This is a genomic window from Variovorax sp. 10N420 (assembly GCF_056394705.1).
The window spans coordinates 117,492-140,343 of record NZ_JBFTIJ010000011.1; the positions used below are offsets into that span (position 1 = coordinate 117,492).

The 22,852-nt window shown below is 65.6% G+C and carries 14 protein-coding genes; 8 read left to right on the top strand and 6 right to left on the bottom strand.

Features of this window, described 5'->3' with window-relative positions; translation table 11 throughout:
- Positions 1 to 29: 29 nt before the first annotated feature.
- From AC1DEK_RS24420 to xth, 3 genes are all read left to right on the top strand, one after another.
- On the top strand, positions 30 to 1,796 hold the full coding sequence (locus tag AC1DEK_RS24420; protein WP_478127890.1) for a tannase/feruloyl esterase family alpha/beta hydrolase: 1,767 nt from the start codon (positions 30 to 32) through the stop codon (positions 1,794 to 1,796).
- Positions 1,797 to 1,914: 118 nt separating this feature from the next.
- Positions 1,915 to 2,982: an AraC family transcriptional regulator gene (locus AC1DEK_RS24425; RefSeq protein WP_478127891.1), complete on the top strand. Its 1,068-nt coding sequence runs from the start codon at positions 1,915 to 1,917 to the stop codon at positions 2,980 to 2,982.
- Positions 2,983 to 3,133: 151 nt separating this feature from the next.
- Positions 3,134 to 3,910, top strand: a complete 777-nt coding sequence (gene xth, locus AC1DEK_RS24430) for an exodeoxyribonuclease III (RefSeq protein WP_478127892.1) — start codon at positions 3,134 to 3,136, stop codon at positions 3,908 to 3,910.
- Between the two features lie 24 nt (positions 3,911 to 3,934).
- Here the strand turns inward: xth and aliA are convergent, their stop codons facing one another.
- The 4 genes from aliA to badH are packed head-to-tail and all read right to left on the bottom strand — an operon-like array spanning position 3,935 to position 8,391.
- Positions 3,935 to 5,590: a cyclohexanecarboxylate-CoA ligase gene (aliA, locus tag AC1DEK_RS24435; protein ID WP_478127893.1), complete on the bottom strand. Its 1,656-nt coding sequence runs from the start codon at positions 5,588 to 5,590 to the stop codon at positions 3,935 to 3,937.
- 37 nt (positions 5,591 to 5,627) lie between these two features.
- Positions 5,628 to 6,779, bottom strand: a complete 1,152-nt coding sequence (aliB, locus tag AC1DEK_RS24440; RefSeq protein ID WP_478127894.1) for a cyclohexanecarboxyl-CoA dehydrogenase — start codon at positions 6,777 to 6,779, stop codon at positions 5,628 to 5,630.
- Between the two features lie 9 nt (positions 6,780 to 6,788).
- Positions 6,789 to 7,571: a 2-ketocyclohexanecarboxyl-CoA hydrolase gene (badI, locus tag AC1DEK_RS24445; protein ID WP_478127895.1), complete on the bottom strand. Its 783-nt coding sequence runs from the start codon at positions 7,569 to 7,571 to the stop codon at positions 6,789 to 6,791.
- Positions 7,572 to 7,623: 52 nt separating this feature from the next.
- Positions 7,624 to 8,391, bottom strand: a complete 768-nt coding sequence (gene badH, locus AC1DEK_RS24450; protein WP_478127896.1) for a 2-hydroxycyclohexanecarboxyl-CoA dehydrogenase — start codon at positions 8,389 to 8,391, stop codon at positions 7,624 to 7,626.
- 98 nt (positions 8,392 to 8,489) lie between these two features.
- Between badH and AC1DEK_RS24455 the strand changes: the two genes are divergently transcribed.
- The 3 genes from AC1DEK_RS24455 to AC1DEK_RS24465 all read left to right on the top strand — a co-directional run bounded on the left by AC1DEK_RS24455 (position 8,490) and on the right by AC1DEK_RS24465 (position 10,545).
- Complete coding sequence (locus AC1DEK_RS24455) at positions 8,490 to 9,026, top strand: MarR family winged helix-turn-helix transcriptional regulator (RefSeq protein WP_478127897.1); 537 nt, start codon at positions 8,490 to 8,492, stop codon at positions 9,024 to 9,026.
- Between the two features lie 68 nt (positions 9,027 to 9,094).
- Positions 9,095 to 9,235 carry a hypothetical protein gene (locus tag AC1DEK_RS24460; protein ID WP_478127898.1) on the top strand — a complete coding sequence of 47 codons (141 nt, stop codon included), beginning with the start codon at positions 9,095 to 9,097 and terminating at the stop codon, positions 9,233 to 9,235.
- 26 nt (positions 9,236 to 9,261) lie between these two features.
- The gene (locus AC1DEK_RS24465; RefSeq protein ID WP_478127899.1) at positions 9,262 to 10,545 is read left to right on the top strand and encodes a phospholipase D-like domain-containing protein; all 1,284 of its coding nucleotides are present in this window, start codon (positions 9,262 to 9,264) and stop codon (positions 10,543 to 10,545) included.
- Positions 10,546 to 10,551: 6 nt separating this feature from the next.
- Here AC1DEK_RS24465 and AC1DEK_RS24470 read toward each other — a convergent pair whose 3' ends face one another.
- Entirely contained in the window at positions 10,552 to 12,372 is a 1,821-nt protein-coding gene (locus tag AC1DEK_RS24470) for an FAD-binding oxidoreductase (RefSeq protein WP_478127900.1), read from the bottom strand.
- Positions 12,373 to 12,473: 101 nt separating this feature from the next.
- Positions 12,474 to 12,899 carry an SgcJ/EcaC family oxidoreductase gene (locus AC1DEK_RS24475; RefSeq protein ID WP_478127901.1) on the bottom strand — a complete coding sequence of 142 codons (426 nt, stop codon included), beginning with the start codon at positions 12,897 to 12,899 and terminating at the stop codon, positions 12,474 to 12,476.
- Between the two features lie 537 nt (positions 12,900 to 13,436).
- Here AC1DEK_RS24475 and AC1DEK_RS24480 point away from each other — a divergent pair.
- Both AC1DEK_RS24480 and AC1DEK_RS24485 read left to right on the top strand, forming a co-directional pair.
- The gene (locus AC1DEK_RS24480; RefSeq protein ID WP_478127902.1) at positions 13,437 to 15,143 is read left to right on the top strand and encodes a ShlB/FhaC/HecB family hemolysin secretion/activation protein; all 1,707 of its coding nucleotides are present in this window, start codon (positions 13,437 to 13,439) and stop codon (positions 15,141 to 15,143) included.
- 12 nt (positions 15,144 to 15,155) lie between these two features.
- The coding region (locus AC1DEK_RS24485) for a two-partner secretion domain-containing protein (RefSeq protein WP_478127903.1) at positions 15,156 to 22,852 on the top strand (7,697 nt) is incomplete at its 3' end.

Genomic DNA, 22,852 nt, shown 5'->3' on the forward strand with positions numbered 1-22,852 from the left:
GCAGACCGCGCTGCCGAAACCTCGAAAAGATGGAGACTTCCGTGAAACACAACCTTCTACTCGCGCTGGGCTGCTGCGCCCCCCTGCTGTCCGCCTGTGGCGGCGGCGGCAGCAATTTCATCCCGATCTCTACCCCGCCCGCTGCCTCGCCCAGCTCGCCTGCCCAGCCCCCGGCGCCCGCTCCGACAGCCAAGGCGCTGAGCTGCCAGGAAATGGCGAGCGTGACGATTCCCGCATCGGCCATCGGGCTGCCGACGACCGGTGCCAAGGTGACGGAGGCGCTCGTCGTCCCTGCCGCAGGCACGGGCGCCGCCGCGACGCCGGAGTACTGCCGCGTCACCGGCGCGATTGCGCCCGTGGATTCGGGCGCACCGAACATCATCTTCCGCGTGGCCCTGCCCGCGGCCTGGAACAACAAGGCCGCCATGTTCGGCGGCGGCGGGCTGGACGGCACCCTTCCGAGCGTGGCCGGGAACGTCCCCGCAGGCCCCACGGACCAAGCCGTGCCGCTGGCCCGCGGTTACGCCGTCTTCGCCAGCGACTCGGGCCACCAAGCCAACGCGGCGGGCTCGCTCGACGGGCAGTTCCAGCTCAACGACGAAGCGATGCGCAACTTCGGAGGCGAGGCGCTCAAGAAGACGCACGACGCCGCCATCTACCTGATCAAGGCGCGCTATGCGGCCGGCGCGCCGAAGAAGGCCTACTTCGCCGGCGGTTCGACCGGCGGTCGCGAAGCCCTGTCGGTGGCGCAGCGCTGGCCGGACGATTGGGACGGCATCATTGCCTGGTATCCGGCGTGGAACCAGCTGTCGGCCATGCTCGGCGGCCACCGGGCGAGCCGCGCGCTCGCGCAGCCGGGCGCCTATCCCAACACTGCCAAGCGGGTACTGATCCGCAACGCATCGCTGGAAGCCTGTGACGGACTCGACGGTCTCGTGGACGGGCTCATCAACAACCAGAGCGCATGCAACGGCATCTTCGATCCGTCCACCGCGACGCTGAACGGCGTGCCGCTTCGCTGTGCCGGCGGCGTCGACACCGGCGACACCTGCCTGTCGGACGCGCAGATCACGGCGCTGAAGACGATGAACACGGCGACCAAGTTCAACTTCTTCCTCGCCAGCGGCTCGCAGGGCTATCCCGGCTACAACGTCTGGGGAGCGGACCTGGGCATCACGAGCAACCCCTCGCCGCTGCAGCCCACGGTGACCTTCCTCAACCTGGGCACCGAACAGCCGGCGATGCCCGTGCCTGCCGGCGCGCCTTACATCACCAAGCAGTTGGACCAGGTCATCAAGTACGGCGTCACCCGCGACCCTTCGTACAACTCTCTCTTGCTCGATCCGGAGAACCCCGGCCCCTGGGGCGAGCGTCTCAGCGAGCTGAGCACCATGCTCGACGTGAGCAGCGACGTGTCGGCCTTCGTGGCACGCGGCGGCAAGCTGCTGCTCGCGCACGGCTTGTCCGACGTGCTCGTGAGCACGCGCGCCACCGAGCAGTACTACCAGCGGCTGCAGGCGCAGTTCGGGGCGGCCAATGTCGACACCTTCGCACGGTTCTATGAAGTCGCAGGCTATGGCCATGCGGTCAGCACCGTGTTCAATGTCTCCTGGGATTCGCTGACCGCACTGGAAAACTGGTCCGAGAAGGGTGTCGCACCCAAAGCCCAGGTCGCGACCGACACGGCAGGTGTTCCGGGCCGCAAGCGCCCGCTCTGCGACTACCCGACATGGCCCAAATACAAGGGCTCGGGCGACGTGAACGCGGCGGAGTCCTACAGCTGCGCCAGCAGCTGATCGCGGCCACGCTTTCGTCACATCCATCGCGTCCGATGTGTGTCATGCGCACACATAGGCGCGGGCCTCGCCAGGCCACAGACTCCTGTCATGAACTTTGGCCTGGCGAGGCGGATGCATGTCACATTGGATGCCCTTGTCCGGGGGGAGGCACTATCCCCCTCATCAGATTGCAGCCCTGACGCGGCTGCTGCACGCAGAAGGCATTGACCCTCGCGCCGTGCTCGCAGGCACCGGGCTGCAGCCGGCCGAGCTGGACGATGTGGCGTGCCAGACATCCGTCGAACAGTACCTGACGGCGTGCCGCAACGCACTGGGTCTCGCGCCCACAGCCAGCCTTGCGCTACGGCTCGGCCGGGAGCTGCATCTGTCCGACTGCGGCCTCTATGGCCTGATGCTGCTGACTTGCGAATCCGTCGCCGACCATTTCCGTCTGGCCACGAAGTACCAGTCGATGACGGCCTCGGTGCTGGCCATCGAGGCACAGACCGGCGAAGATGGCGCACTGTGGCTCGTCAACGATGAAGGAGCGCGCGAACTGCCTCTGGCGTTGCGTCTCTTTCTCGTCGAACAGCAGTTCGCACGGCTCGTCACCCAATTGCAGGACCTCGTGGGACCGGCGTGCGCTCCCGTGCTCGCCTGCTTCACGCATGCAGCGCCGGCTCACCAAGCCGACTACGCCAGGCACCTGCAATGCCCCTGCGTCTTTGGCTGGCACCGCAACGAATTGCGCTTCGGCAAGAACGTTCTCGATCGGCGCCCGCGACTGGCCAACCCATTCACCACGGGCACGCTGCAATCCGCATGCGACGCCCAGCTGGCGGACATGGAGGCCTCGTTCGGCTTTGCGGGCAAGGTCTATCGCGCGTTGCGCGTGCTGCCCGGCCCCGGCGCCGACATGCAGGCGGTGGCCTCGACGCTGAAGATGACGGATCGCACGCTGCGGCGGCACCTGGCCTGCGAGGGGACGTCTTTTTCGCGCATCGCCGATCAGGTCCGATACAGCATGGCCAGCCAGCAGCTGCAATGTTCGCAAGCCAGCGTCGAGCAGGTGGCCGAGATGACCGGCTTCTCGGACCCGGCCAACTTCCGGCGTGCCTTCCTGCGCTGGGCGGGCATGTCCCCCGCGCGCTTTCGGCGGGCGAAACGCCCTTTGAATCCTGTGTTCTCGGCGAGCTTGTCGTAGGCCGAGATGCGCGCGCCCCGCAGCGCGCGGGCCTGCGTTAGCCTGGACACGGCCTGTCGGCTTGCGAGTCGCCAGATCGAGGGCCACGGCTGACACGACCGCTCCCATGCGGAGGCGACGATGCTTCACCCAACGCATCGGCCCCCGCGCCATGAAGATCGCCACATTCAACGTCAACGGCATCAAAGGCCGGATGCCACGTCTACTGGAATGGCTCGACGAAGCCTCGCCTGACATCGCCTGCCTTCAGGAAATCAAGACCGGCGATGCGACGTTTCCGCACGAAGCTCTGGAAGCGGCGGGCTACCGAGTCGTGTGGCACGGCCAGCCGCGACATCACGGCGTCGCCATCCTGTCGCGGGGCGCCGCGCCGGTGGAAGTTCGCCGCGGCCTTCCCGGAGACGATGCGGATGGGCAGGCGAGGTATCTCGAGGCTGCTGTCGGCGATCTGCACGTGGTGTCGCTTTACCTGCCGAACGGCAACCCCGTGCCGAGCGACAACTTCAACTACAAGCTTCAATGGTTCGACCGCTTCATCACGCATGCGAAGACGCTCGCCGCGCGTGAGGTCGTTCTCTGTGGCGACTTCAATGTCGTGCCGACCAACGAGGACATCTACAACGCGGGCTCATGGCGATTCGATGCCGTGCTCCAGCCGCAGACCAGAGCTGCCTACCAGCGGCTTCTGGCCCAAGGCTGGATCGACAGCGCACGAAGCTTGCATCTACACGGCCGCAAGGCGCTGTACACGTTCTGGGTCAACGGCGAGGCGTTCCGCCGCGACGCGGGATTCCGAATGGACTTCATCCTGCTGAGCCCCGGCCTTAAGACCCGCTTGCGAGCAACGGGAGTGGACTCGGAGCACCGCGGGCGCGACAAGCCGAGCGATCACGCGCCGATGTGGATCGAACTGGCCGCGCCTGAATAACAACCGGCGCCGCGGCCCATTTGTTCATACCTCGCCTTCTCCCAGCAGTTCACGCAGTAATTCGCGCAGCTTGAACTTCTGGATCTTCCCGGACGGCGTGCAAGGCAGCGCGTCGCGCACGACCAGGCGTTCCGGGATGTACTGCATCGCCACCTTCTGCTCTTTCAGGAACTGCACGATCGAGGGCAGGTCCACGCTTTGCGCCGGCTTGGGCACCACCACCGCGCAGGCGCGCTCGCCAAGCCGCTCATCCGGGTACGCCACGATGGCCGCCATCGCGATCGCCGGGTGCCGATACAACAGCGACTCGATCTCGACCACCGGGATGTTCTCGCCACCGCGGATGATCACGTCCTTGCTGCGGCCGGTGATGCGGATGTAGCCCTGCGCGTCGATGCGCGCCAGGTCGCCGGTGTCGAACCAGTCGTCGGCGTCGGTGCCGTTGAGATGCGAACGCCGCAGGTAGCCGCCAAAGTTCGAACACGAGCGAACGAGCAGCCGTCCCGGCTGGTCGAACGGCAGCTTCTCGCCGAGCTCATCGACGACCTTGAGTTCCACGCCCGGCAGCGCCAGACCGTCGGTCATGGCCGCGCGCGAGTCATCGTCGTCGAGCCGGATCAGCGTGACGGCGCCGTTCTCGCTCATGCCCCATGCCGACACGATCTTGGCGCCCAGGCCTTGCCGCGCCTGCTCCACCAGCGGCCCCGGAATCGGCGCCCCTGCGCACAGGAAGGTGCGAAGGCTCGGCACCGCCTGGCCCGTCTCGGAGACGCTTCGGGCGAGGTCCGTGAGGAACGGCGTCGAGGCCATCGTGAAGGTGACGCCCTCGGCGCGAATCAGCTCGATCGCGCGCTTCGGGTCCCAGACGTCCTGCACCACGGCGCTTGCCTTGAGCATGATCGGCATCATGAGCCCATACATGAAGCCCGTCTGATGTGCCATTGGCGAAGCCATCAACACCACGTCGTCGGCCCCGAGTTGCAGTCGCTTTGCGTAGGGAATGATGTTGGCCATCGTGGTGTTGGCCGAGTGCATGACGCCCTTGGGCTCGCCCGTGGTGCCCGACGTGTAGATCAGCTGCGTCACGTCGTCCGGACCGGGCCGGCTGCTTGTGAGGATTTGGTGCGCGTCGGGCTCGTTCTCCCAGGCCGGTCCGCTGAGCAGTGCGTCGAAGCTGTTCGCGCCCGTGCCGCCAACTACCACGATCTGCTCCAGATGGGGCAATGCCGGCTGCAGCTCGGTCAGCATGCGCTCGAAGTCGAAGCCGCGAAAGGTCTTCGGCACGATCACGACCTTGGCTTCGCCGTGCTTGAGCATGAACGACAGCTCACGCTCTCGGAAGATGTGCATCAGCGGGTTCATCACGGCGCCGATGCGCGAGCAGGCCAGATAGACCAGCGTGAACTGCCACCAGTTGGGCAACTGGCAAGCCACCACGTCGTTGCGGCGCACGCCCAGGCGCGACAGCCCCACCGCGATGCGATCGGCCATGCGCGCCAGTTCGCGGTAGGTGAAGCGGGTCGTGACGCCCTCCTCCACTTGCACGGCTGTCAGCGCCAGCTTGTCGGGACATTCAGCGACACACGCGTCCAGGTCGTCATTGATGGTGCGGTCATGCCAGAGGCCCTGGGCGACCATGCGCGCGCGGCGCGGCGGCAGCAATACGGCATCGAATTCCATGTCTTGTCTCCTGCTTTTTTGTCTGTCGATGAGGGTGTCAGGCCGGCACGGCGTCGCGGCCCGCACGGGTGCGCGCCACGATGGTCTTCATGATCTGCGCGGTGCCGTCGCCGATCTGGAAGCCGAGCACGTCGCGCAGGCGCTGCTCCATCACTCCGCGGTCGTAGCCGCCGTGGCCGAACATCAGCAGGCACTGGTGAATCGCGTCGTAGGCCAACTTGGGCGCCCACCATTTGCACATCGCCGCTTCTGCGGTGTGCGGCGCGCCCTTGTCCTTGAGCCACAGGGTCTGCAGGCAGAGCAGTCGCGCGGCGGTGACCTGCGTGTCGAAGTCCGCCAGCGGATGCGACACGCCCTGAAAGGCCGACAGCGGCTTGCCGAAGGCTTCGCGCTGCGCGACGTAGTCCCAGGTTTCCTCCAGCGCCACGCGCGCCACGGCAAGGACCTGCAGGCCGATGAGCGCACGCGAGAAATCGAAGCCCTGCATCACCTGCACAAAGCCCTTGTTCTCTTCGCCCAGCCGATGGCTGACCGGCACCCGCACGTTCTCGAAGAATAGGGAGCCACGCCCGATCGCGCGCTGCCCATGGCAATCGAAGCGATTGCGCGTGACGCCGGGCAGATCCATCGGCACCAGCAGCGCGGTCACGCCGTGCGCTGCCGAATCGATCGACCCGGTGCGGCCGAACACCACTGCCGCATCGGCCTGGTCCGCCGCCGAGATGGAGGTCTTCTCGCCGTTGATCACGTAGTTGTCGCCAACCCGTTCGATGCGCAGGCGCAGGTTGGCCGCATCTGAACCACCGCGCGGCTCGGTCAGCGCGATGGCGAACAACGCCTCGCCCCGGGTCAGCTTCTGAAGCCAGGGCCGGACGACTTCGAGCTGCCCGTGTTGCGAGAGGATCTGCCCATTGAGCGAGGCCAGCAGGTTGATGTAGGACATGCTGAGATCGGCCCGCGCAATCTCCTCGTGGATCACGCCAGCGGCCAGGCAACCCATGCCCTGGCCGCCATGCGCCTCGGGCAATTCGGGCGCAATGAACCCCATCTCGCCCATCTCGCGCATCAACTGGCGCTCGAGTACGCGGGTCTTGTCGCGCTCCAGAAAGCCGGGCGCAATGCGCTCGGCCGCGAAACGGCGCGCATGGTCGCCGAGCGCTGTGAGGTCTTCGTCCAGATAGGGGTTCATCGCCCGCCCCTACTTCGCGTACTTGCGAAAGTCGGGCTTGCGCTTTTCCTTCAGGGCGCTGACGCCTTCGCGCGACTCTTCAGTGTCATAGAACAGCTTGAGCGCGTACATGCCCATGCCGGCGATGCCGCTCTGGTGTGCGGTGTCGGCGTTGAAGCTGCGCTTGGCAATCGCGATGGCCGTGGGACTGCGCTCACAGATTTCCTCGGCCCACTTCTGCACTTCGGCATCGAGCTGCTCGTGCGGCACCACCGCATTGGCCAGTCCCATGGCGACGGCCTCGGCGCCGCTATAGCGGCGGTTCAGATACCAGATCTCGCGCGCCTTCTTCTCGCCGACCACGCGCGCAAGAAAAGCCGTGCCGTAGCCCGGATCGACCGATCCCATCTTGGGCCCGACCTGGCCGAAGATGGCCTTCTCGGACGCAATCGTCAGGTCGCAGATCGTGCACAGCACGTTGCCGCCGCCGATCGCGAAGCCCTGCACGCGCGCAATCACCGGCTTGGGCACGTTGCGGATGGCGTCATGGAGCTCTTCCATCGGCAGTCCGATGGTGCCGCGCCCGTCGTAGTTGCCGTCGTGCGCCGACTGGTCGCCGCCGGTGCAAAACGCACGGTCGCCGGCGCCGGCCAGAACGATCGCGCCGATGCTGCGGTCGTAGCCTGCGCGGTTCATGGCCCTGATGAGTTCGTCGCAGGTCTGGCCGCGAAACGAGTTCATCTTTTCGGGCCGGTTGATCGTGATCCAGGCCACGCCGTTGCGTACCTCGTAGAGGATGTCTTCGAATTCCATGGAGTGCTCCTAAGGTTGTGGAGGAGAAGTTGTGGAGAAAGCCGTCTCGGGATCAGCCGTTCATCGTCAGGCCGCCGGACACGCTCAGCACCTGTCCCGTGACAAAGCCGGCGTCCTCGCTGGCGAAGAAAAGAATCGCGCCGGGCAAGTCGTCCGGCTGGCCGATGCGGCCGAGCGGAATCGAGCGCGTGAACGCCTCCATCAGCTTCTCGGGATTGCCCGCGCCTTGCTTGTAGTCGGCGAACAAGGCCGTGTCAGTCGGCCCCGGACAAACGACGTTGACCGTGATGCCATGGCGCGCATGTTCGCGCGCGATGGTTTTCGAGAAAGCGACCAGGCCGCCCTTGCATGCCGCATAGACCGCTTCGCCCGACGAGCCGACACGCGCCGCATCGGAGGCGATGTTGACGATGCGGCCGGCCTTGCGCGCCGCCATGCCGGGGAGTACGGCGTGGTGCATGTGCAGGGCGCCTGTCAGATTGATGGCGATGAGCTTGTCCCACTGCGCCGGCTCGGTCTTGGTGAAGGGCTTGAAAACGTCCCACCCGGCGTTGTTGACGAGCACGTCGATGGGGCCCAGACCCTGCTCCGTGGCCTGCACCGCCTGATCGACGCTTGCGCGATCGGTGATGTCGCAGCGGTAGGCCTGCGCCTGTCCGCCGGATTCGCGAATACCGGCAGCCACCTTCTCGGCAGCCTCCAAATTCATGTCGTACACCGCCACTTTTGCGCCTTCGCGAGCGAAGCGCCGGCAGGTCGCTCCGCCGATACCGCCGCCGCCACCGGTGACCACCACGGTCTTGCTTTCAAATCTCTGCATCGGGTTTCTCCGTGAAGTTTGCATATACGTCAAGATGTTGACATAGTATGCGACCGACCCGATCACGAATGCAAGACGTTTCGAAGAGAGATTTTTCTATGGTTAACCCTACTACCAAGCCTTCCGGACTTACTGAAGCCGAAGAGACGACCAGGATCGAACTGGCGAACCGCGTGTTCTTTCGCCTCTACCAATGTGCCAACATGTTGCACAAAACCGGTACCAAGGCGGTGGAGGCGGAGGGCCTGACCACACAGCAGTGGGCAGTGCTTGGAGCGCTGGCGAGGCCGGCCGTGCGCGAAGGCATGAGCATGGGAGACCTGGCGCGCTACCTGAAGGTGAGTCGGCAGAACCTTTCGGGGCTGCTCAGCCGCATGGAAAGGGACGGCCGGATCCAGACCGCAGCCGACGAGCGCGACCGTCGCTCGCGCCTCGTGTCGATGACGGACGCGGGGCTGCGCGTGTGGCAAGACGAAGCCTTGCCCAAAATCCACGGGTACTACGCGCAGGTGCTCGAAGGCTTTTCGGTGAACGACATCGCCCACACCTTGCATTACCTGCTGAAGATCCTGGACAACATGCAAGCCGTCGACGACCGCCAGGGCGGTGGCGACGAGGCGGTCCAGGACGCCTGATCGCCGCGCGAGTCAACGCCGGAGCGGGCAACCGCGTTGAATCCCTCTGCAACAGGCAAGGACGATAGATGGCAACGCTCGGGTGGTTCGCGGTGGCCGCGGTGGCAATCGCAGCCGGTGGAATGGTGGTTTTCCTGCGGCACAAGATCGGCAAGGAAATCGAAGGCGGCCACATCCGGTCGACGAATCCGCTCGGCAAGGCACCATAGCGCCGACGAATTCCGCTTCCACGCGCATGCCAAGAAAAAAAAGCCGTTTCAAACTCATCGCATGGACATTCCTGGTGACCGTGGCGGCGGCGGTCCTGGCGCTGAACTTCACGGCCGGCGAGAAGAAGGTCGTCGAGAACGTCAAGCACGAGTACGGGCTGCGCGACCCCCAGTACCAACGGGCCTTGGGCGTGATGCTCGGCCAGCCGATCACGAGCGGCAACCGCTTCGCCGCGCTCTACAACGGCGACAGCATTTTTCCGCCGATGCTGGCCGCCATCCGGAGCGCCAGGCAAAGCATCACCTTCGAGACCTACATCTACTGGTCCGGCGATATCGGCAAGCAGTTTGCCGATGCCCTGTCGGAACGCGCGCGCGCTGGCGTGCCGGTGCATGTGCTGCTCGACTGGGTGGGCAGCTCCAAGGTCGACAAAGACTTTCTCAAGGAGATGGAAGCCGCGGGCGTGCAGATCCGCAAGTTCCACAAGCCCTCCTGGTACGACCTCGCGCGCATGAACAACCGCACGCACCGCAAGATCCTCGTCGTCGATGGCAAGGTCGGGTTCACAGGCGGGGTGGGCATTGCGCCGGCGTGGACCGGGAACGCGCAGGACGCCGAACACTGGCGCGACTCGCATTTCATGGCCGAAGGCCCCGTCGTCGCGCAGATGCAAGCGGTCTTCATGGAGAACTGGATCAAGGTTTCAGGCGACGTGCTGCATGACGCGCGCTACTTTCCGCCGATCGACAACGCGGGCGACGGCCGGGCGCAGATGTTCAGCAGTTCGCCTTCAGGCGGCAGTGAGAGCGTGTACCTGATGTACCTGATGTCGATCGCGGCGGCGGAGCGGACCATCGACCTGTCGAGCGCCTACTTCGTTCCCGATGACCTCACCGTCGCGGCATTGGTCGCCGCCATGAAGCGCGGCGTGCGGCTGCGCATCATCACGCCCGGACCGATCATCGACTCGCAGACCGTCCGGGGCGCCTCGCGGGCGGCCTGGGGGCCGCTGCTGGCCGCCGGCGCTCAGATCAGCGAATACCAGCCGACGATGTTTCACTGCAAGGTCTTCACCGTCGACGGACTGCTGGTCTCCGTCGGCTCGACCAACTTCGACAACCGCTCGTTTCGGCTGAACGACGAAGCCAATCTCAACATCTACGACGAGGGCTTCGCCGCGGCGCAAGAAAAGCAGTTCGAAGCGGATTTGCGCCAGTCGAAGCAACTGACGCTGCAGGAATGGCAGAACCGGCCATTGATCGAAAAGGCCATGGAACACCTCGCCGCGCTGTTGTCGACGCAACTTTGATTGCTTTTATCGCGGCGTGAAGCCGTCGTCGCTCCAGTCTTCGCTGCCCACGCCGTGGTGTACGAAGAACAGGCCTTCAGGGTCGTATCGAGACTTCGCCGCGCGCAGCCGCGTGTAGTTCGATCCCCAGAAAGCCTGCTGCCAGTCGGCTTGGAAGTAATTGCTTTCCGAGACATAGGCGCCGGGGTTGGGCACCAGCTTGCGAAGCTCGCCCATCGCGCGTGCAATCGCCTGCGCTCGCTGGTGCGCCTGTGATGCGTTGGGCTCGTGGCCCGCGATGCCCGGGTACGCGGGTTGCTCGTCCGCTCCGAGAATCACCAGCGCAAAAGCTTCCAGCGCGGCCGGGTTCATGGCGGTGTCGCGCGCCGCGGCGATCGCCTCGGGCGGCGCCCCGGCCAAACCCTTGTTGAAGTGCAGCGACAAGGGCCAGTGCCGGCTCGCTGCGAAGAGTGCATCGGCCAAGGCTTCGCGCTGGTTGTCTTGCAACATTGCTGCGGGAAGCCAGCCGGACTCATAGCCGTGCAGCACCTGCCCCGCCTGCCTTTGATCGCCCGGCCAGAACACGTTGGTCTTCGGTGCGCCCGGCCGGTCATCGCTTGCCACGAAGCCGAGCGTGCGCTTGATGAGCGTTGGCGACCAGAACTCCTGCGCCGAAACCGACACGACGGAGAACATTCCGGCGTCGACGCTGAAATCATCTGACGCCGCCCCCAGCGCATCGAGAAAGGGCTGCCATACGATCCGCGCCTGCCTTCGCGTCAGGCCCTGGAACACCATCGACACCGCCACGGTGTTGTCGGTGCGAAAGCGGATCTGCTCGCCCCAGTGGGGGTTCATCAACGACTCGCCGTAAAACGCCAGGACCTTGCTGATCAGCGATCGGAACGCGGTTGGCGAATGCGCCTTGATCGTCAGGTTCACAGCGCCGAAGTTTTCGGGCAACTCGTGCACGCGCAGCGTGACCTTGGTGACGACCCCGAAGCTGCCACCGCCTCCTCCCTTGAGGCTCCAGAAGAGCTCCGGATTGGTACAGGCATTGGCGATGCGCACCTGGCCATCGGCGGTGACCACCTCGGCCTGGAGCAGACTGCCCGACGCAAGACCGTAGCGCTTCGAAAAGCTGCCGAAGCCGCCGCTCTGGATCAATCCTGCCACGCCGACCGTCATGCAGCCGCCGCCCTGCACATAGCCGCCTGCCTGCGTCGTCACAGCGTCATACACCTGCGACCACATGGCACCGGCTTCGACCGTGACGGCACGTTGGGGCGCGGAAGACGCCGCGCAGCCATCGGCAATGAAAGCGTCATGCAGCGTGACCGCATTCATGTGCCGGGTCCAGACCAGCAGCGAATCGGGCGCATTCGACGTGCCCTGATAGCTGTGGCCGCCGCCCTTCACGACCAAGCGCAACCGGTGCTCACGCGCAAAGTCGACGGCTGCCGCGACGTCGCTCGTTTCGCGCGCCGCGACTGCGTAGACGCTCGGCGAGGATGTCCAGGCGTCGACCCAGCCCAGCGTCTGCGTCAGTGCGACGTCATCGCCGATGAAATACGGGTTCTTCATCGACTTGAACAGCTGCGCGCATTCGGCGCTGGCCGGTGTGGCGCGACAGGCGACAAGCGGCGACCGCACCTCGATCAGCCGCCCTCCGACCTGCTCTTTCAGCTGCTGCCATTGCATGCTCGAAGGCCAGCCCGGCTCGCCCGGCCGGACCCGGGCGCGAGCCGACGCCTGAGCGGCCCATCCGATTTTTGGCAGCAGCGGTGCGAATGGCAGCACTGCAGCAGCCTGCCAAAGGCTTCTTCGGGTTTTCGAGTGGAGCGTCATTCCGTCATTCTGGCTGCGTGTCGAGCCGGCGGGAATCCGATGCGACAAATCGCTTGGACGCGGCGCGAGATGCATGAGCACGGAGCCAATGGCGGCCGGCGTCAGGACGCCCGGTCGTCTCTCAACACCGCTTCTCCAGTGCGAGGATTCGTCAACGTGACGTTCTCGAGCGCCTTGATCCGCCATTCATCAGACTGCCGCGTCAGCACGGCGAGGATCAGCGTGTCGACCGCGTGAGGGCCGGCCGGATGAGCCGCACCCGCACTGAGACGGCTCCAGAAGTGCATGACCACTGCATCGTCACTGATGGCGATGAGATCGATCAACTCGTTGTCGAGCGTGGAGTCGCTATAGATGGTCGCGTGAATGGGCGCGTGCATCGTGACGATTTCTTCGACGCCGCGCACGTAATGCCCGAATCGGTTCACGAATGTCGCGTCATCTTGAAACAGAGTCTTGAAGGAGTCGAGGTCGTGGTTGTTCCACGCGGTTTGAAACGCCAGGGGCGTGTCTTCAGGGTGTTTCATTTGCGATCGTCCTCACAGGACTCGATGATGGAACTTCGGATGGCACTGCGAATAGTGCGCCAAATATTCAGCAAGACGCTCCTGAGTGGAATGTGAACTTCATTTGCATTTCTGACGCTGCTATCCAAATGTCTTACCCGAGACTTCTTTAGTTCGCATTCTGATCCAGACGTGTTTGGCGCTCTGTCTCGGGACTCGTGGCGTTGCAACGACGACCTGTCGTCAACGAGAGATTTCGGTGAAATTTTTCTCAAAGTCCTGGACGTATTGAGCCGGCATCTCAGCTGCTGTTCATAGACTAATCCCCAAGAAGCGCTCAAGAAGGCTTCAGTGACGGGACACCCCGCACGTATCGCGTCCTCCCCGGACGCTTCAGCAAGAAAAATGATTCAACTCCTCCGCCGTAGTGCGCGGGCCACCGGGCCTGTGCGACGTGTTTCCACACTCTCCGTTTCCAAGCTTTCGCCCCTCCTGCTGAGCGGCGCTGTCGCGTCGTTCGCGGCGCACGCGCAGACTGCCTCCACACCGAGGCCGCTCATGGATGAACAGCGCCAGCAAGAGCGCGAACGGGCGCTGCGCGAGGAACAGCGCCAGCAAGAGCGCGAACGCGCATTGCGCGAGCAGCAAGAGCGCACCGTCGACGACCGACCGAAGCCCGCAGTCATCGAAGCGCAAACCCTGCCCGTTCGCGAGGTGCCGTGTTTCGATATTCACCGGCTCGTCTTGTCGGGAGAATTCGCGAATACCTTTCAGTGGGCGCTGGATGCCGCGTCCAAATCAGGGGACGCGCCCGATGACTGGCGCGATCGCTGCCTCGGCACGGAGGGGGTGAATGTCATCCTCGCGCGCGTGCAGCAGACCATCATCGCCCGCGGGTTCGTCACGACGCGCGTGTTGGTCGGCCCGCAGGATCTCTCCGCCGGCACGTTGACCCTGACGCTGGTGCCCAGCCGGATCGCAGCCATCCGGTTCAAGCAACCCGAACACGGCCCGGGCGAGGCCACAAACGAGGCCGTAATCGAGACCGCAATCACGAGCCTGCGCGGCGCCATTCCCGCACGCATTGGTGATCTGGTCAATCTGCGCGACATCGAGCAGGGCCTGGAAAACCTTAAGCGCCTTCCAACGGCAGACGCCGACATCCAGATCGAGGCGTCGCGCGCCAGCGACGCTCGGCCCGGCGACAGCGATCTGGTGATTGCGTACACACGCAAACCTTCGGCGCTGGGTCCGTTGCGGGCGACCCTGAGTCTCGACGACGGCGGAACGGACGCTACCGGAAAAATCCAGGGTGGCGCCACCGTCGCCTGGGACAACCCGCTTGGACTGAATGATCTTTTCTATGTCAGCCTCAGTCACGATGTCTTCAACCATGAAGGCCAGGGCACGGCCGGTCAGACCGTGCACTACTCCGTTCCCTACGGCTATTGGCTGCTGAGCGCGACAGCATCGCAGAACGACTACCGCCAGTCCGTCGCGGGTCTGTACGAAGACTATGTCTATAGCGGTGAATCGAGCAACGCGGAGGTGAAGCTCGCAAGACTCATCTACCGGGACGCCTCGCGCAAGACGACCACGGCGCTCCGGGCATGGCGGCGGGCTTCGCACAACTTCGTCGATGACACCGAGGTCGATGTTCAACGTCGCACTGTCGGCGGCTGGGAGGCCAGCATCAATCACCGTGAGTTCATCGGTGAAGCCACCTTGGATGCGACCCTTGCCTACCGGCGCGGCACGGGCGCGTTTGGATCGCAGCCAGCACCCGAAGAAGCTTTCGGCGAAGGCACCTCCCGCATGAAGCTCTTCACGGCCGAGGCGAATCTCAACGCGCCCTTCAAGCTCGCGGGCGAACAGTTTCTCTACAGCGCGTTGTGGCGCGCACAACTGAACCGCACGCCCCTCACACCGCAGGACCAATTCGCGATCGGCGGCCGCTACACGGTGCGGGGCTTCGACGGCGAAAACAGCCTGCTCGGCCAACGCGGCTGGTTCATCCGCAACGACCTCGGCCTGGCGCTCGGCCAGAGCGGTGCCGAACTGTATGCAGGCGTGGACTACGGCCACGTTGGTGGGCTTTCCGTCGCGTTTCAGCCCGGCTCCGAGCTCGCGGGCGGCGTTGTAGGGGTTCGCGGCGCATTCCGCGGCCTGAACTACGACTTCTTTGTCGGCACGCCCATCAGCAAACCCGAGGGCTTTCGCACCGCGAACGTCACTGCCGGCTTCGGCCTGAACTACAACTTCTAACGCAACAACAAGATGAACAAGCTGCGACACAGGGTGATTTTTAGCGCCGCACGAGGAATGCGGATCGCGGTGCAGGAGAACGCGCGAAGCGCCGGCAAGGCACCGGGCACGACCTCCGGGGTTGTCGGAATACCGGTGCTGGCTGCCTTTGCCTTTGCCTTTGCACCCGCGCAGGCCCAGATCGCGGGCGACCCAAACGCGCCAGGCAATCAGCGGCCCACCGTGCTCGCCGCACCGAATGGCGTGCCTGTCATCAACATAGTGACGCCTTCCGCGGCGGGCGTGTCTCGCAACGTCTATCGGCAGTTCGATGTCAACGCACCGGGTGCCATCTTCAACAACTCCCGCACTCCCGTGCAATCGCAGCTGGGCGGCTTCCTTGCCGCGAATCCGTGGCTTGCGAACGGGTCCGCGCGGATCATCCTCAACGAGGTGAACAGCTCGTCGCCGAGCTACCTGCGCGGTCCGCTGGAGGTCGCCGGCTCAAGGGCCGAGATCGTCATCGCGAACCCCTCGGGCATTCAGGTGGACGGGGCAACCTTCATCAACGCCAATCGCGTGACCCTGACCACGGGCGCGCCACAGCTCAACGCCTACGGCGGCATCGAAAGCTATCGCGTCACTGGAGGGACCATCGGCGTGAGCGGCGCCGGCCTTAATGCCAGCGGGACGGAGTTTGCGGCGCTCTATGCGCGCATGGTCTCGATCAACGCCGGGGTCTGGGGCGGCGGCGAGCTGCGCGTGGTGACGGGCGCGAACCAGGTGGGCGCCGACAGCGCACCGGGCGCTGCTGCCAACGTCGCACCGATCGCGGGCACAGGGCCGACGCCACCGCTCGCCTTCGACTCAGGAACGCTGGGTGGAATGTATGCCCAGAAGATCTGGATCATGGGCACCGAGGCAGGCGTCGGAGCGCGCAACGCCGGGACCATCCAGACCGGCGCCGGCAATGCCGCCCTCATGGGCATCGGCGAACTGACCGTGACGGCCTCCGGACGCATCGAGAACATCGGCACGATCCAGGCGGCAGGCGACGCGATCATTGCGGCGCCAAGCTTTACCAACAGCGGCACGGTGCTGAGCGTCGGTGCCACGAAGATCAGCTCGACCGGCGACCTCACCAATTCGGGGACCCTGGAAGGTCAGCGCATCGAGCTTGCGAGCGCGGCCGGCGACGTCGTGAACTCCGGGACGCTCCGGCAGAACGGCGCGGCGGGCCTTACGCTCGCCGCGCCCATCTTGAACAACACGGCCGGCGCGGTCATCGGTGCCGAGCCAGCCCCCGCAGCGCCATCTCCCAACGAGCCAAGCAGCGGCAATGAAAACACCGGCGGCGATCCGGCAGATGCGGGCGGCGCGGGCGGCCCTGGAACTCCCGGCAACGCAGGACAGGGCGCGCCGAACACGCCGCCCTCCCCCGGCTCTTCGCCGCCAGCGCCGGGCAGCATCACGGCCGCGAACGGAAAGATCAGGAATGAAGGCGGCCGCATCTACGCCGGAGGCCCGATCACGCTGCAAACCCCGCAGGTGAACAACTCGGGCGGCCAACTGGACATTGGCACGCTGACCGTCAGCGGCCCCGCGTTCAGCAACGCAGGAGGCGTGCTCAACGTCGCAAACAACTTCACTGCCGATGTCGGGACCTTCGACAACGGCGCCGGAGGCAAGCTGCACGCCGGCAGCGTGACGATCACCACCAGCGGCGACCTGAACAATCAGGACGGCTCCATCGAGAGCAACGGGGACGTGGTGCTCGAAGTCGGCGGCGCCACGAACAACATGCGCGGCGCGATCTCCGCTGCCGGCGCGCTGAATGCACGCGTTGCAGGCGACGTCCAGAACTCGGCGGGCTCGCTGGTTGCCAACCAGGCCCTCACGCTCTCGGGCAAGTCCTTGGACAACACACAGGGGGCGATTTCCTCGGCCACGGCTGGCGTCTCGGTCAACGTCTCGAACGCACTGACGAACTCCGGCCAGATCGGCGCCGCGACCGACCTCTCGATCCGTGCCGGCAGCGTGAGCAACAGCGGCACCTTGCGCGGCACGAACGACACCATAGTCACGGTCGCGGGGCAGCTTTCAAGCGACGGCAGCATCACGGCGGGACGGAATACGACCATCGACGCCGCGAGCTTGCGAGGCGGAACCGGCAGCGTCCTTGGCGCAGGAATCAACGCCGACGGCAGCCTCGCCGCGACTGGCGATCTGCATGTGACGACCACCGGCGCGCTCGTGGCCCAGGGCCAGAACCTTGCGGCCAGCGTCACGCTGCAAGGCGCGAGCGTCGATCTGTCCCACAGCACGACAAGCGCTGCGAACATTGCGATCAGTGCCACGCAAGGCGAAGTCGCCACGAGCGGCGGCACCGTTGTCACGCCCGGCACGCTGACGGTGACCGCGAACAATCTCGCCGCACAGGCACTCGTGAACGACGGCGGCCAAATCAACGCGGGTCAACTCGAGCTGCGTGTCTCGAACGTCGTCAACTCAAATGGCGGGGAGCTCGTGCAGACGGGCGCGGCTTCCAGCACCATCGCGTTGGCCGGGAGCCTGGACAACTCGAACGGTCTCATTGCCAGCAACGGCCAGGACCTCACCCTGTCGGCCGGCCGCATCATCAACACGGCGGGCGAGATCCACCATGCCGGGGCGGGCGCCCTGTCGATCAACGGCGGCTTCTTCGACGGTGCAGGCGGCAGCGTCTTGAGCAATGGCGCGCTCGCCATCAACGTCGCCGGCGCCTTCAAACAGGACGGCGGCACGACCAGCGCCCAGCAACTCGCCATCGATGCGGGCAGCTTCAGCAACAAGGGCGGCACCGTCACCCAGACGGGTGAAGGCGCGACGCGCATTTCAGTCGCGGGCGAACTGGACAACTCCGCCGGAAGCATCAGTACCAACGGCGCGTACTTCATGCTCGGCGCGGACGCGGTGGTGAACACCCAGGGCCGGCTGGAGCATGCCGGGGCCGGAACTCTGGCGCTGAAGGCTCGCACCTTCAGCGGTGCCGGAGGCGCCCTCCTCTCCAACGGTCGCGTGGACATCAGGGCCGGGCAATTCGAGCAGGACGGCGGCAGCATGGTCGCGCAGCAGATATCCATCGCCGCCACGGACCTGAGCAACCGGGCTGGCTCCATCGTCCAGAGCGGCGCCGAGGCCACCGACATCACCGTCACCGGCACCTTCGACAACAGCGCAGGCCGCCTCGCCACCAATGGAGGCGATCTGCGGCTGAACCTGCAGGGCGCCACGCTCGTGAACTCGGGCGGTGCCATCGAGCACGCCGGCGCCGGAACCCTGCTGCTGGACGCCGCGACCTATCACGCGAACGAAGGCCAGATCACCAGCAATGGCGTGCTCAGTGCGCGCGTCGGCAACTTTGCTCAAGCGGGCGGCGCCACGGTCGCCCAGCAAGTGAGCATCGATGCGGCGGAGTTGAGCAACACGCTCGGTGCGCAGATCGTCCAGAGCGGGGCCGACACCACACACATCGCCGTTTCCGGGGCACTCACCAACGATGGAGGGCTCATCGCGAGCAATGGCTCGGATGTGGCCATCGAGGCGGGAACGCTCTCCAATGCGGCGGGCCAGATCCAGCACGCGGGCGCCGGGACCCTGGCGCTGACCGCAGGAAGCGTGCAGGGTTCCCGAGGGGAGATCACGAGCAACGGCGCGCTGGTCGCCCAAGTCACGGGCGACTTCAATCAGGACGGCGGCGCTGCCACCGCGAAGCAGATCACCATGGATGCGGGGTCGCTCAGCAATCGCGGAGGCACCATCGTGCAGACCGGGACCGATGCGATGCGCATCAGCGTCGGGGGCGCGCTCGACAACAGCAACGGTGGAAGCATCGCGAGCAACGGCGCTACGACCCTCTCTGCGCTCAGCCTGGACAACCGAGCCGGATCGATCCGCACCGCCGGGACCGCCGATCTGGACGTCAGCACAGCGGGCGTCGCCGACAACAGCGCGGCAGGCTTGATCACTTCGGGCGGCGGCGCGACGATCCACGCGGGCAGCCTCGTCAACGATTCGGGCCGCATCACCACCGTGGGCGATCTCGCAGCCGCCGTCACGGGCACGGCCACGAACGTCGGCGGCATGCTGGCGGCGAATGGCGATACGACTGTCACGGCCGCGAGCCTCGACAACACGCAGGGCACGGTCGCCGCCGTTTTGGGTGACCTCGACGTCACAACCAGCGGCAGCACGCGCAACACCTCGGGCACGCTGCAGGCCGGAGGAAGCGTCGTGCTCGCCAACGCCGGGTTGGACAACACGCTCGGCAAGGTCTTCGCAAACGCGCTCTCGATCGATACGAACGGGGTCGCGCTGACGAACGCACAAGGCACGATCGCGGCCGCAACCACGGTGGCCGTCCACTCCGGCGCACTCGCGAACGACGCCGGGTTGATCCAGTCCGGCGGCGCGATGACGATCGACACGAATGGACAGGCGCTCAGCAATACCAACGCGGCTGCGCATGCCAGCGGCCAGGGCGGCATCACGAGCGCCGACACTCTGACGATCGCAACCGGCACATTGACCAACACGGGCGGCTTCATCGGCTCAAAGAACGCGCTCACCGCGAACACCGGGTCATTCACGAACAATGGCGGCGGTGTCGTCCTCGCGCAATCGAGCGTCAGCATCGACACTCACGGCGCAACCTACGACAACGCTGGCGGACAGACGCAGGCGGTCGGCGACCTCACGGTCAGCGCGGCCCACGTCGCCAACTCTGGCGGCCTTGTCCGCTCGGCGGCCACCACGACCCTCAACGCCGCATCGATCAACAACGCGAACACGCTGGGCGCTGACCAGGGCATCGAGGGCGGCAACGTCGTGATCAATGTCGCGAACCTGGACAACACCTCGGGTGCGATCCGCAGCGACTCCACGATCGGCAACACGACCGTCACGAGCGGCGGCAGCGTCAACAACACCAACGGGCTGATCTCGGCCGGCGACATGCTCGCCATTGCCGATCCGAACGCAGCGACACCGGGCGCGAAGACGCTTTCGGTCACCAATACCGGTGGCACGCTCACGGCGAACAACGACCTCCGGCTGGACGCCGCGACCTTCAGCGCTGACGGCAGCGTCGCCTCGGGGTGGGATCTCAGCATCGCGCTCACGCAGGACCTCGTGAACAACGGCGAGGTCAGCGCCAAGGGAGACCTCACGTACAAGACGACTGGCAATCTGACCAACAACGGCAAGCTGCTCGCGGGCGGCACCCTGAACGCTGGCGGCACTGTCGTGGAGAACACCGCCAATGCAGAGATGAGCGGGACCGACACCTTCATCCAGGCCGCGACGCTCAACAACCGAGGGCTCATCGACAGCCAGGGCCAGACGCGCATCGATGCGGACACCGTGAACAACATCGGCACGGGGCGCATCTACGGCGATGCCGTGGCAATCGGCGCAGGCACGCTGAACAACGTCTCGGAGACGCTCAACGGCACCGCGTCGGCGGCCACCATCGCCGGCCGCTCGACACTGGACATCGGCGCCGACAGCATCAACAACCGCGACGGAGCTTTGCTTTTCAGCGCTGGCGATATGTTCATTGGCGCCCGCCTGGACGCCAACGGCTACGCCACCGGCAAGGGCAGCGTGCTCAACAACGAAAGCGCCTCGATCGAATCGCTCGGGGACATGTCGATTGCGATGACGAAGGTCAACAACATCGACACGCACCTGAAGGTGGTGCAGCAGACCACCACGGCGCAGGACCACTACCTTGTCACCACGGCGGACCAGAAGCGCTGGAGCCTGGCCGACACCCGAGGCGATCCGCTCACCGGCTTCGTGTGGCACCGCAATCCCGATGGCACGGAGAGCCTGGTCGGTATCGGCTACGGCGACTGGACCGCCACCGTCACGACCACCAGCGACGTCGCCACCAACGCGGCCCCGGCGCGGCTTGTCGCAGGCGGCGACATGAACATCGAGGGCCAACTGTTCAACCGCGACAGCAAGGTGACCGCCGGCGGCGCGCTCAACGCACCCGGCGCGACAAACGAAGCCACCAAGGGCACGTCGACCACGAGCCTGAGCAACATCACTGTCATAGGGTGCGACGGCAGCGGCGGTTGTGCGCCCTTCCCGGTGGCGCCGTTCTCCAACCCGCCCCAGACGATCGACGTCGGCGCCTACGAGTACACGCACGACACGAACGCCACCTTGGGCCACAACACGGGCTCGGCGCCCGGCGTCAACGCGCCGGGAGGTTCCGCAGGCGGCACGGGCAGCGTCTCGGCTGGAGGTGCAAACGGCCCGGGCACCGTGATCGAGGTGCCCTCCGCGGTCAACGGTTCGGCAGCCGCCAGCGGCGACGCCGCGGCCCCTGTGGCCGATCAAACCGCCGGCGCGGCCAGCGCGGACCCAGCGGGAAGTGCCAGCGGCACCACCGCAGGTGCGGCCGGCGCGGTGGACGCCGCAGGCCAGTCCGGCAACTCGCGCAGCATCCCCATGGTCGTTCGCACCAGCACGCCCGAGACCCGCTTGCCCACAGCGAGCCTGTTTCGCACCCAGCCGGGCGCGACCGCCCATTACCTGATCGAAACCGATCCGCGCTTTGCCGACTATCGCCAGTGGCTCAGCAGCGACTACCTGCTCAACGCCCTGGGCTTCAATCCCGACACGGTGCAAAAGCGCCTGGGCGACGGCTTCTATGAGCAGCAACTCATTCGCGAGCAGATCGCCCAGCTCACCGGCTACCGCTACCTGGACGGCTACACCAGCGACCAGGACGAGTACACCGCGCTCATGAACGCGGGCGTGACCTTCGCCAAGCAATATGGATTGACCCCCGGCATCGCCTTGAGCGCCGCGCAGATGGCCCAGCTCACGAGCGATATCGTCTGGCTCGTCGAGCAGACCGTGACCCTTGCCGATGGCAGCACCCAGCAGGTGCTCGTGCCCCAGGTGTATGTGCGCGTGCAGCCCGGGGACATCGATGGGTCCGGTGCGCTGCTGTCGGCTGATCGCCTGAGCATCAAGAACAAGGCGGGTGAAGGCGACTTCACCAACACCGGCACCGTGGCCGGGCGCTCGCTCGTATCCATCACCGCGGACAACATCGATAACCTGGGCGGGCGCATCTCGGGGGGCAATGTGGCGCTGGATGCCAGGGGCGATATCAACGTCATTGGCGGGACGGTCGATGCGCGTGATTCTCTGAGTCTGAAGGCGGGCAACGACATCAACGTGCGCACCACGACCAGCTCCGCCACGGGTGCCCTGACGAGTTCCACCGTCATAGATCGCGTCGCAGGTCTCTACGTGACCAACCCGGGCGGCACGCTGGTCGCCAGCGCCGGGCGCGACGTGAACCTCGTGGGGGCCATCATCGAGAACCAGGGTGGCGGCTCGACTTCGATCACGGCAAAGCGTGACATCAATCTGGGCACGGTCACCGAGAGCCGATCGCAACTCGCCGTCACGGGCCCCAAGGACTACGTGGGCTCGGCCACCAGCCGCGAGACCGGAACCACGATCACGACCAATGGCACGACGGTCCTCAGCGCGGGCAACGACATCAACGCCCGCCAAGCCACCGTCTCCAGCGGCGACGGCCTGCTCCTGGTGCATGCGGACCGCGACATCAACATCGGCGCCGGACAGACCACGCAACTGGACATCCAGGGCAAGCAGACGACGAGCAAGGGGACCTTCAAAAGCTCCACCACGACCACGAA

Coding starts and splice junctions, on each gene's coding strand:
- AC1DEK_RS24475 (WP_478127901.1), bottom strand. CDS start 12,899: ATGAAACACCCTGAAGACACGCCCCTGGCGTTTCAAACCGCGTGGAAC.
- AC1DEK_RS24460 (WP_478127898.1), top strand. CDS start 9,095: ATGGCAACGCTCGGGTGGTTCGCGGTGGCCGCGGTGGCAATCGCAGCC.
- AC1DEK_RS24420 (WP_478127890.1), top strand. CDS start 30: ATGGAGACTTCCGTGAAACACAACCTTCTACTCGCGCTGGGCTGCTGC.
- AC1DEK_RS24480 (WP_478127902.1), top strand. CDS start 13,437: ATGGATGAACAGCGCCAGCAAGAGCGCGAACGGGCGCTGCGCGAGGAA.
- AC1DEK_RS24425 (WP_478127891.1), top strand. CDS start 1,915: ATGTCACATTGGATGCCCTTGTCCGGGGGGAGGCACTATCCCCCTCAT.
- badH (WP_478127896.1), bottom strand. CDS start 8,391: ATGCAGAGATTTGAAAGCAAGACCGTGGTGGTCACCGGTGGCGGCGGC.
- aliB (WP_478127894.1), bottom strand. CDS start 6,779: ATGAACCCCTATCTGGACGAAGACCTCACAGCGCTCGGCGACCATGCG.
- xth (WP_478127892.1), top strand. CDS start 3,134: ATGAAGATCGCCACATTCAACGTCAACGGCATCAAAGGCCGGATGCCA.
- badI (WP_478127895.1), bottom strand. CDS start 7,571: ATGGAATTCGAAGACATCCTCTACGAGGTACGCAACGGCGTGGCCTGG.
- AC1DEK_RS24455 (WP_478127897.1), top strand. CDS start 8,490: ATGGTTAACCCTACTACCAAGCCTTCCGGACTTACTGAAGCCGAAGAG.
- AC1DEK_RS24470 (WP_478127900.1), bottom strand. CDS start 12,372: ATGACGCTCCACTCGAAAACCCGAAGAAGCCTTTGGCAGGCTGCTGCA.
- AC1DEK_RS24465 (WP_478127899.1), top strand. CDS start 9,262: ATGCCAAGAAAAAAAAGCCGTTTCAAACTCATCGCATGGACATTCCTG.
- aliA (WP_478127893.1), bottom strand. CDS start 5,590: ATGGAATTCGATGCCGTATTGCTGCCGCCGCGCCGCGCGCGCATGGTC.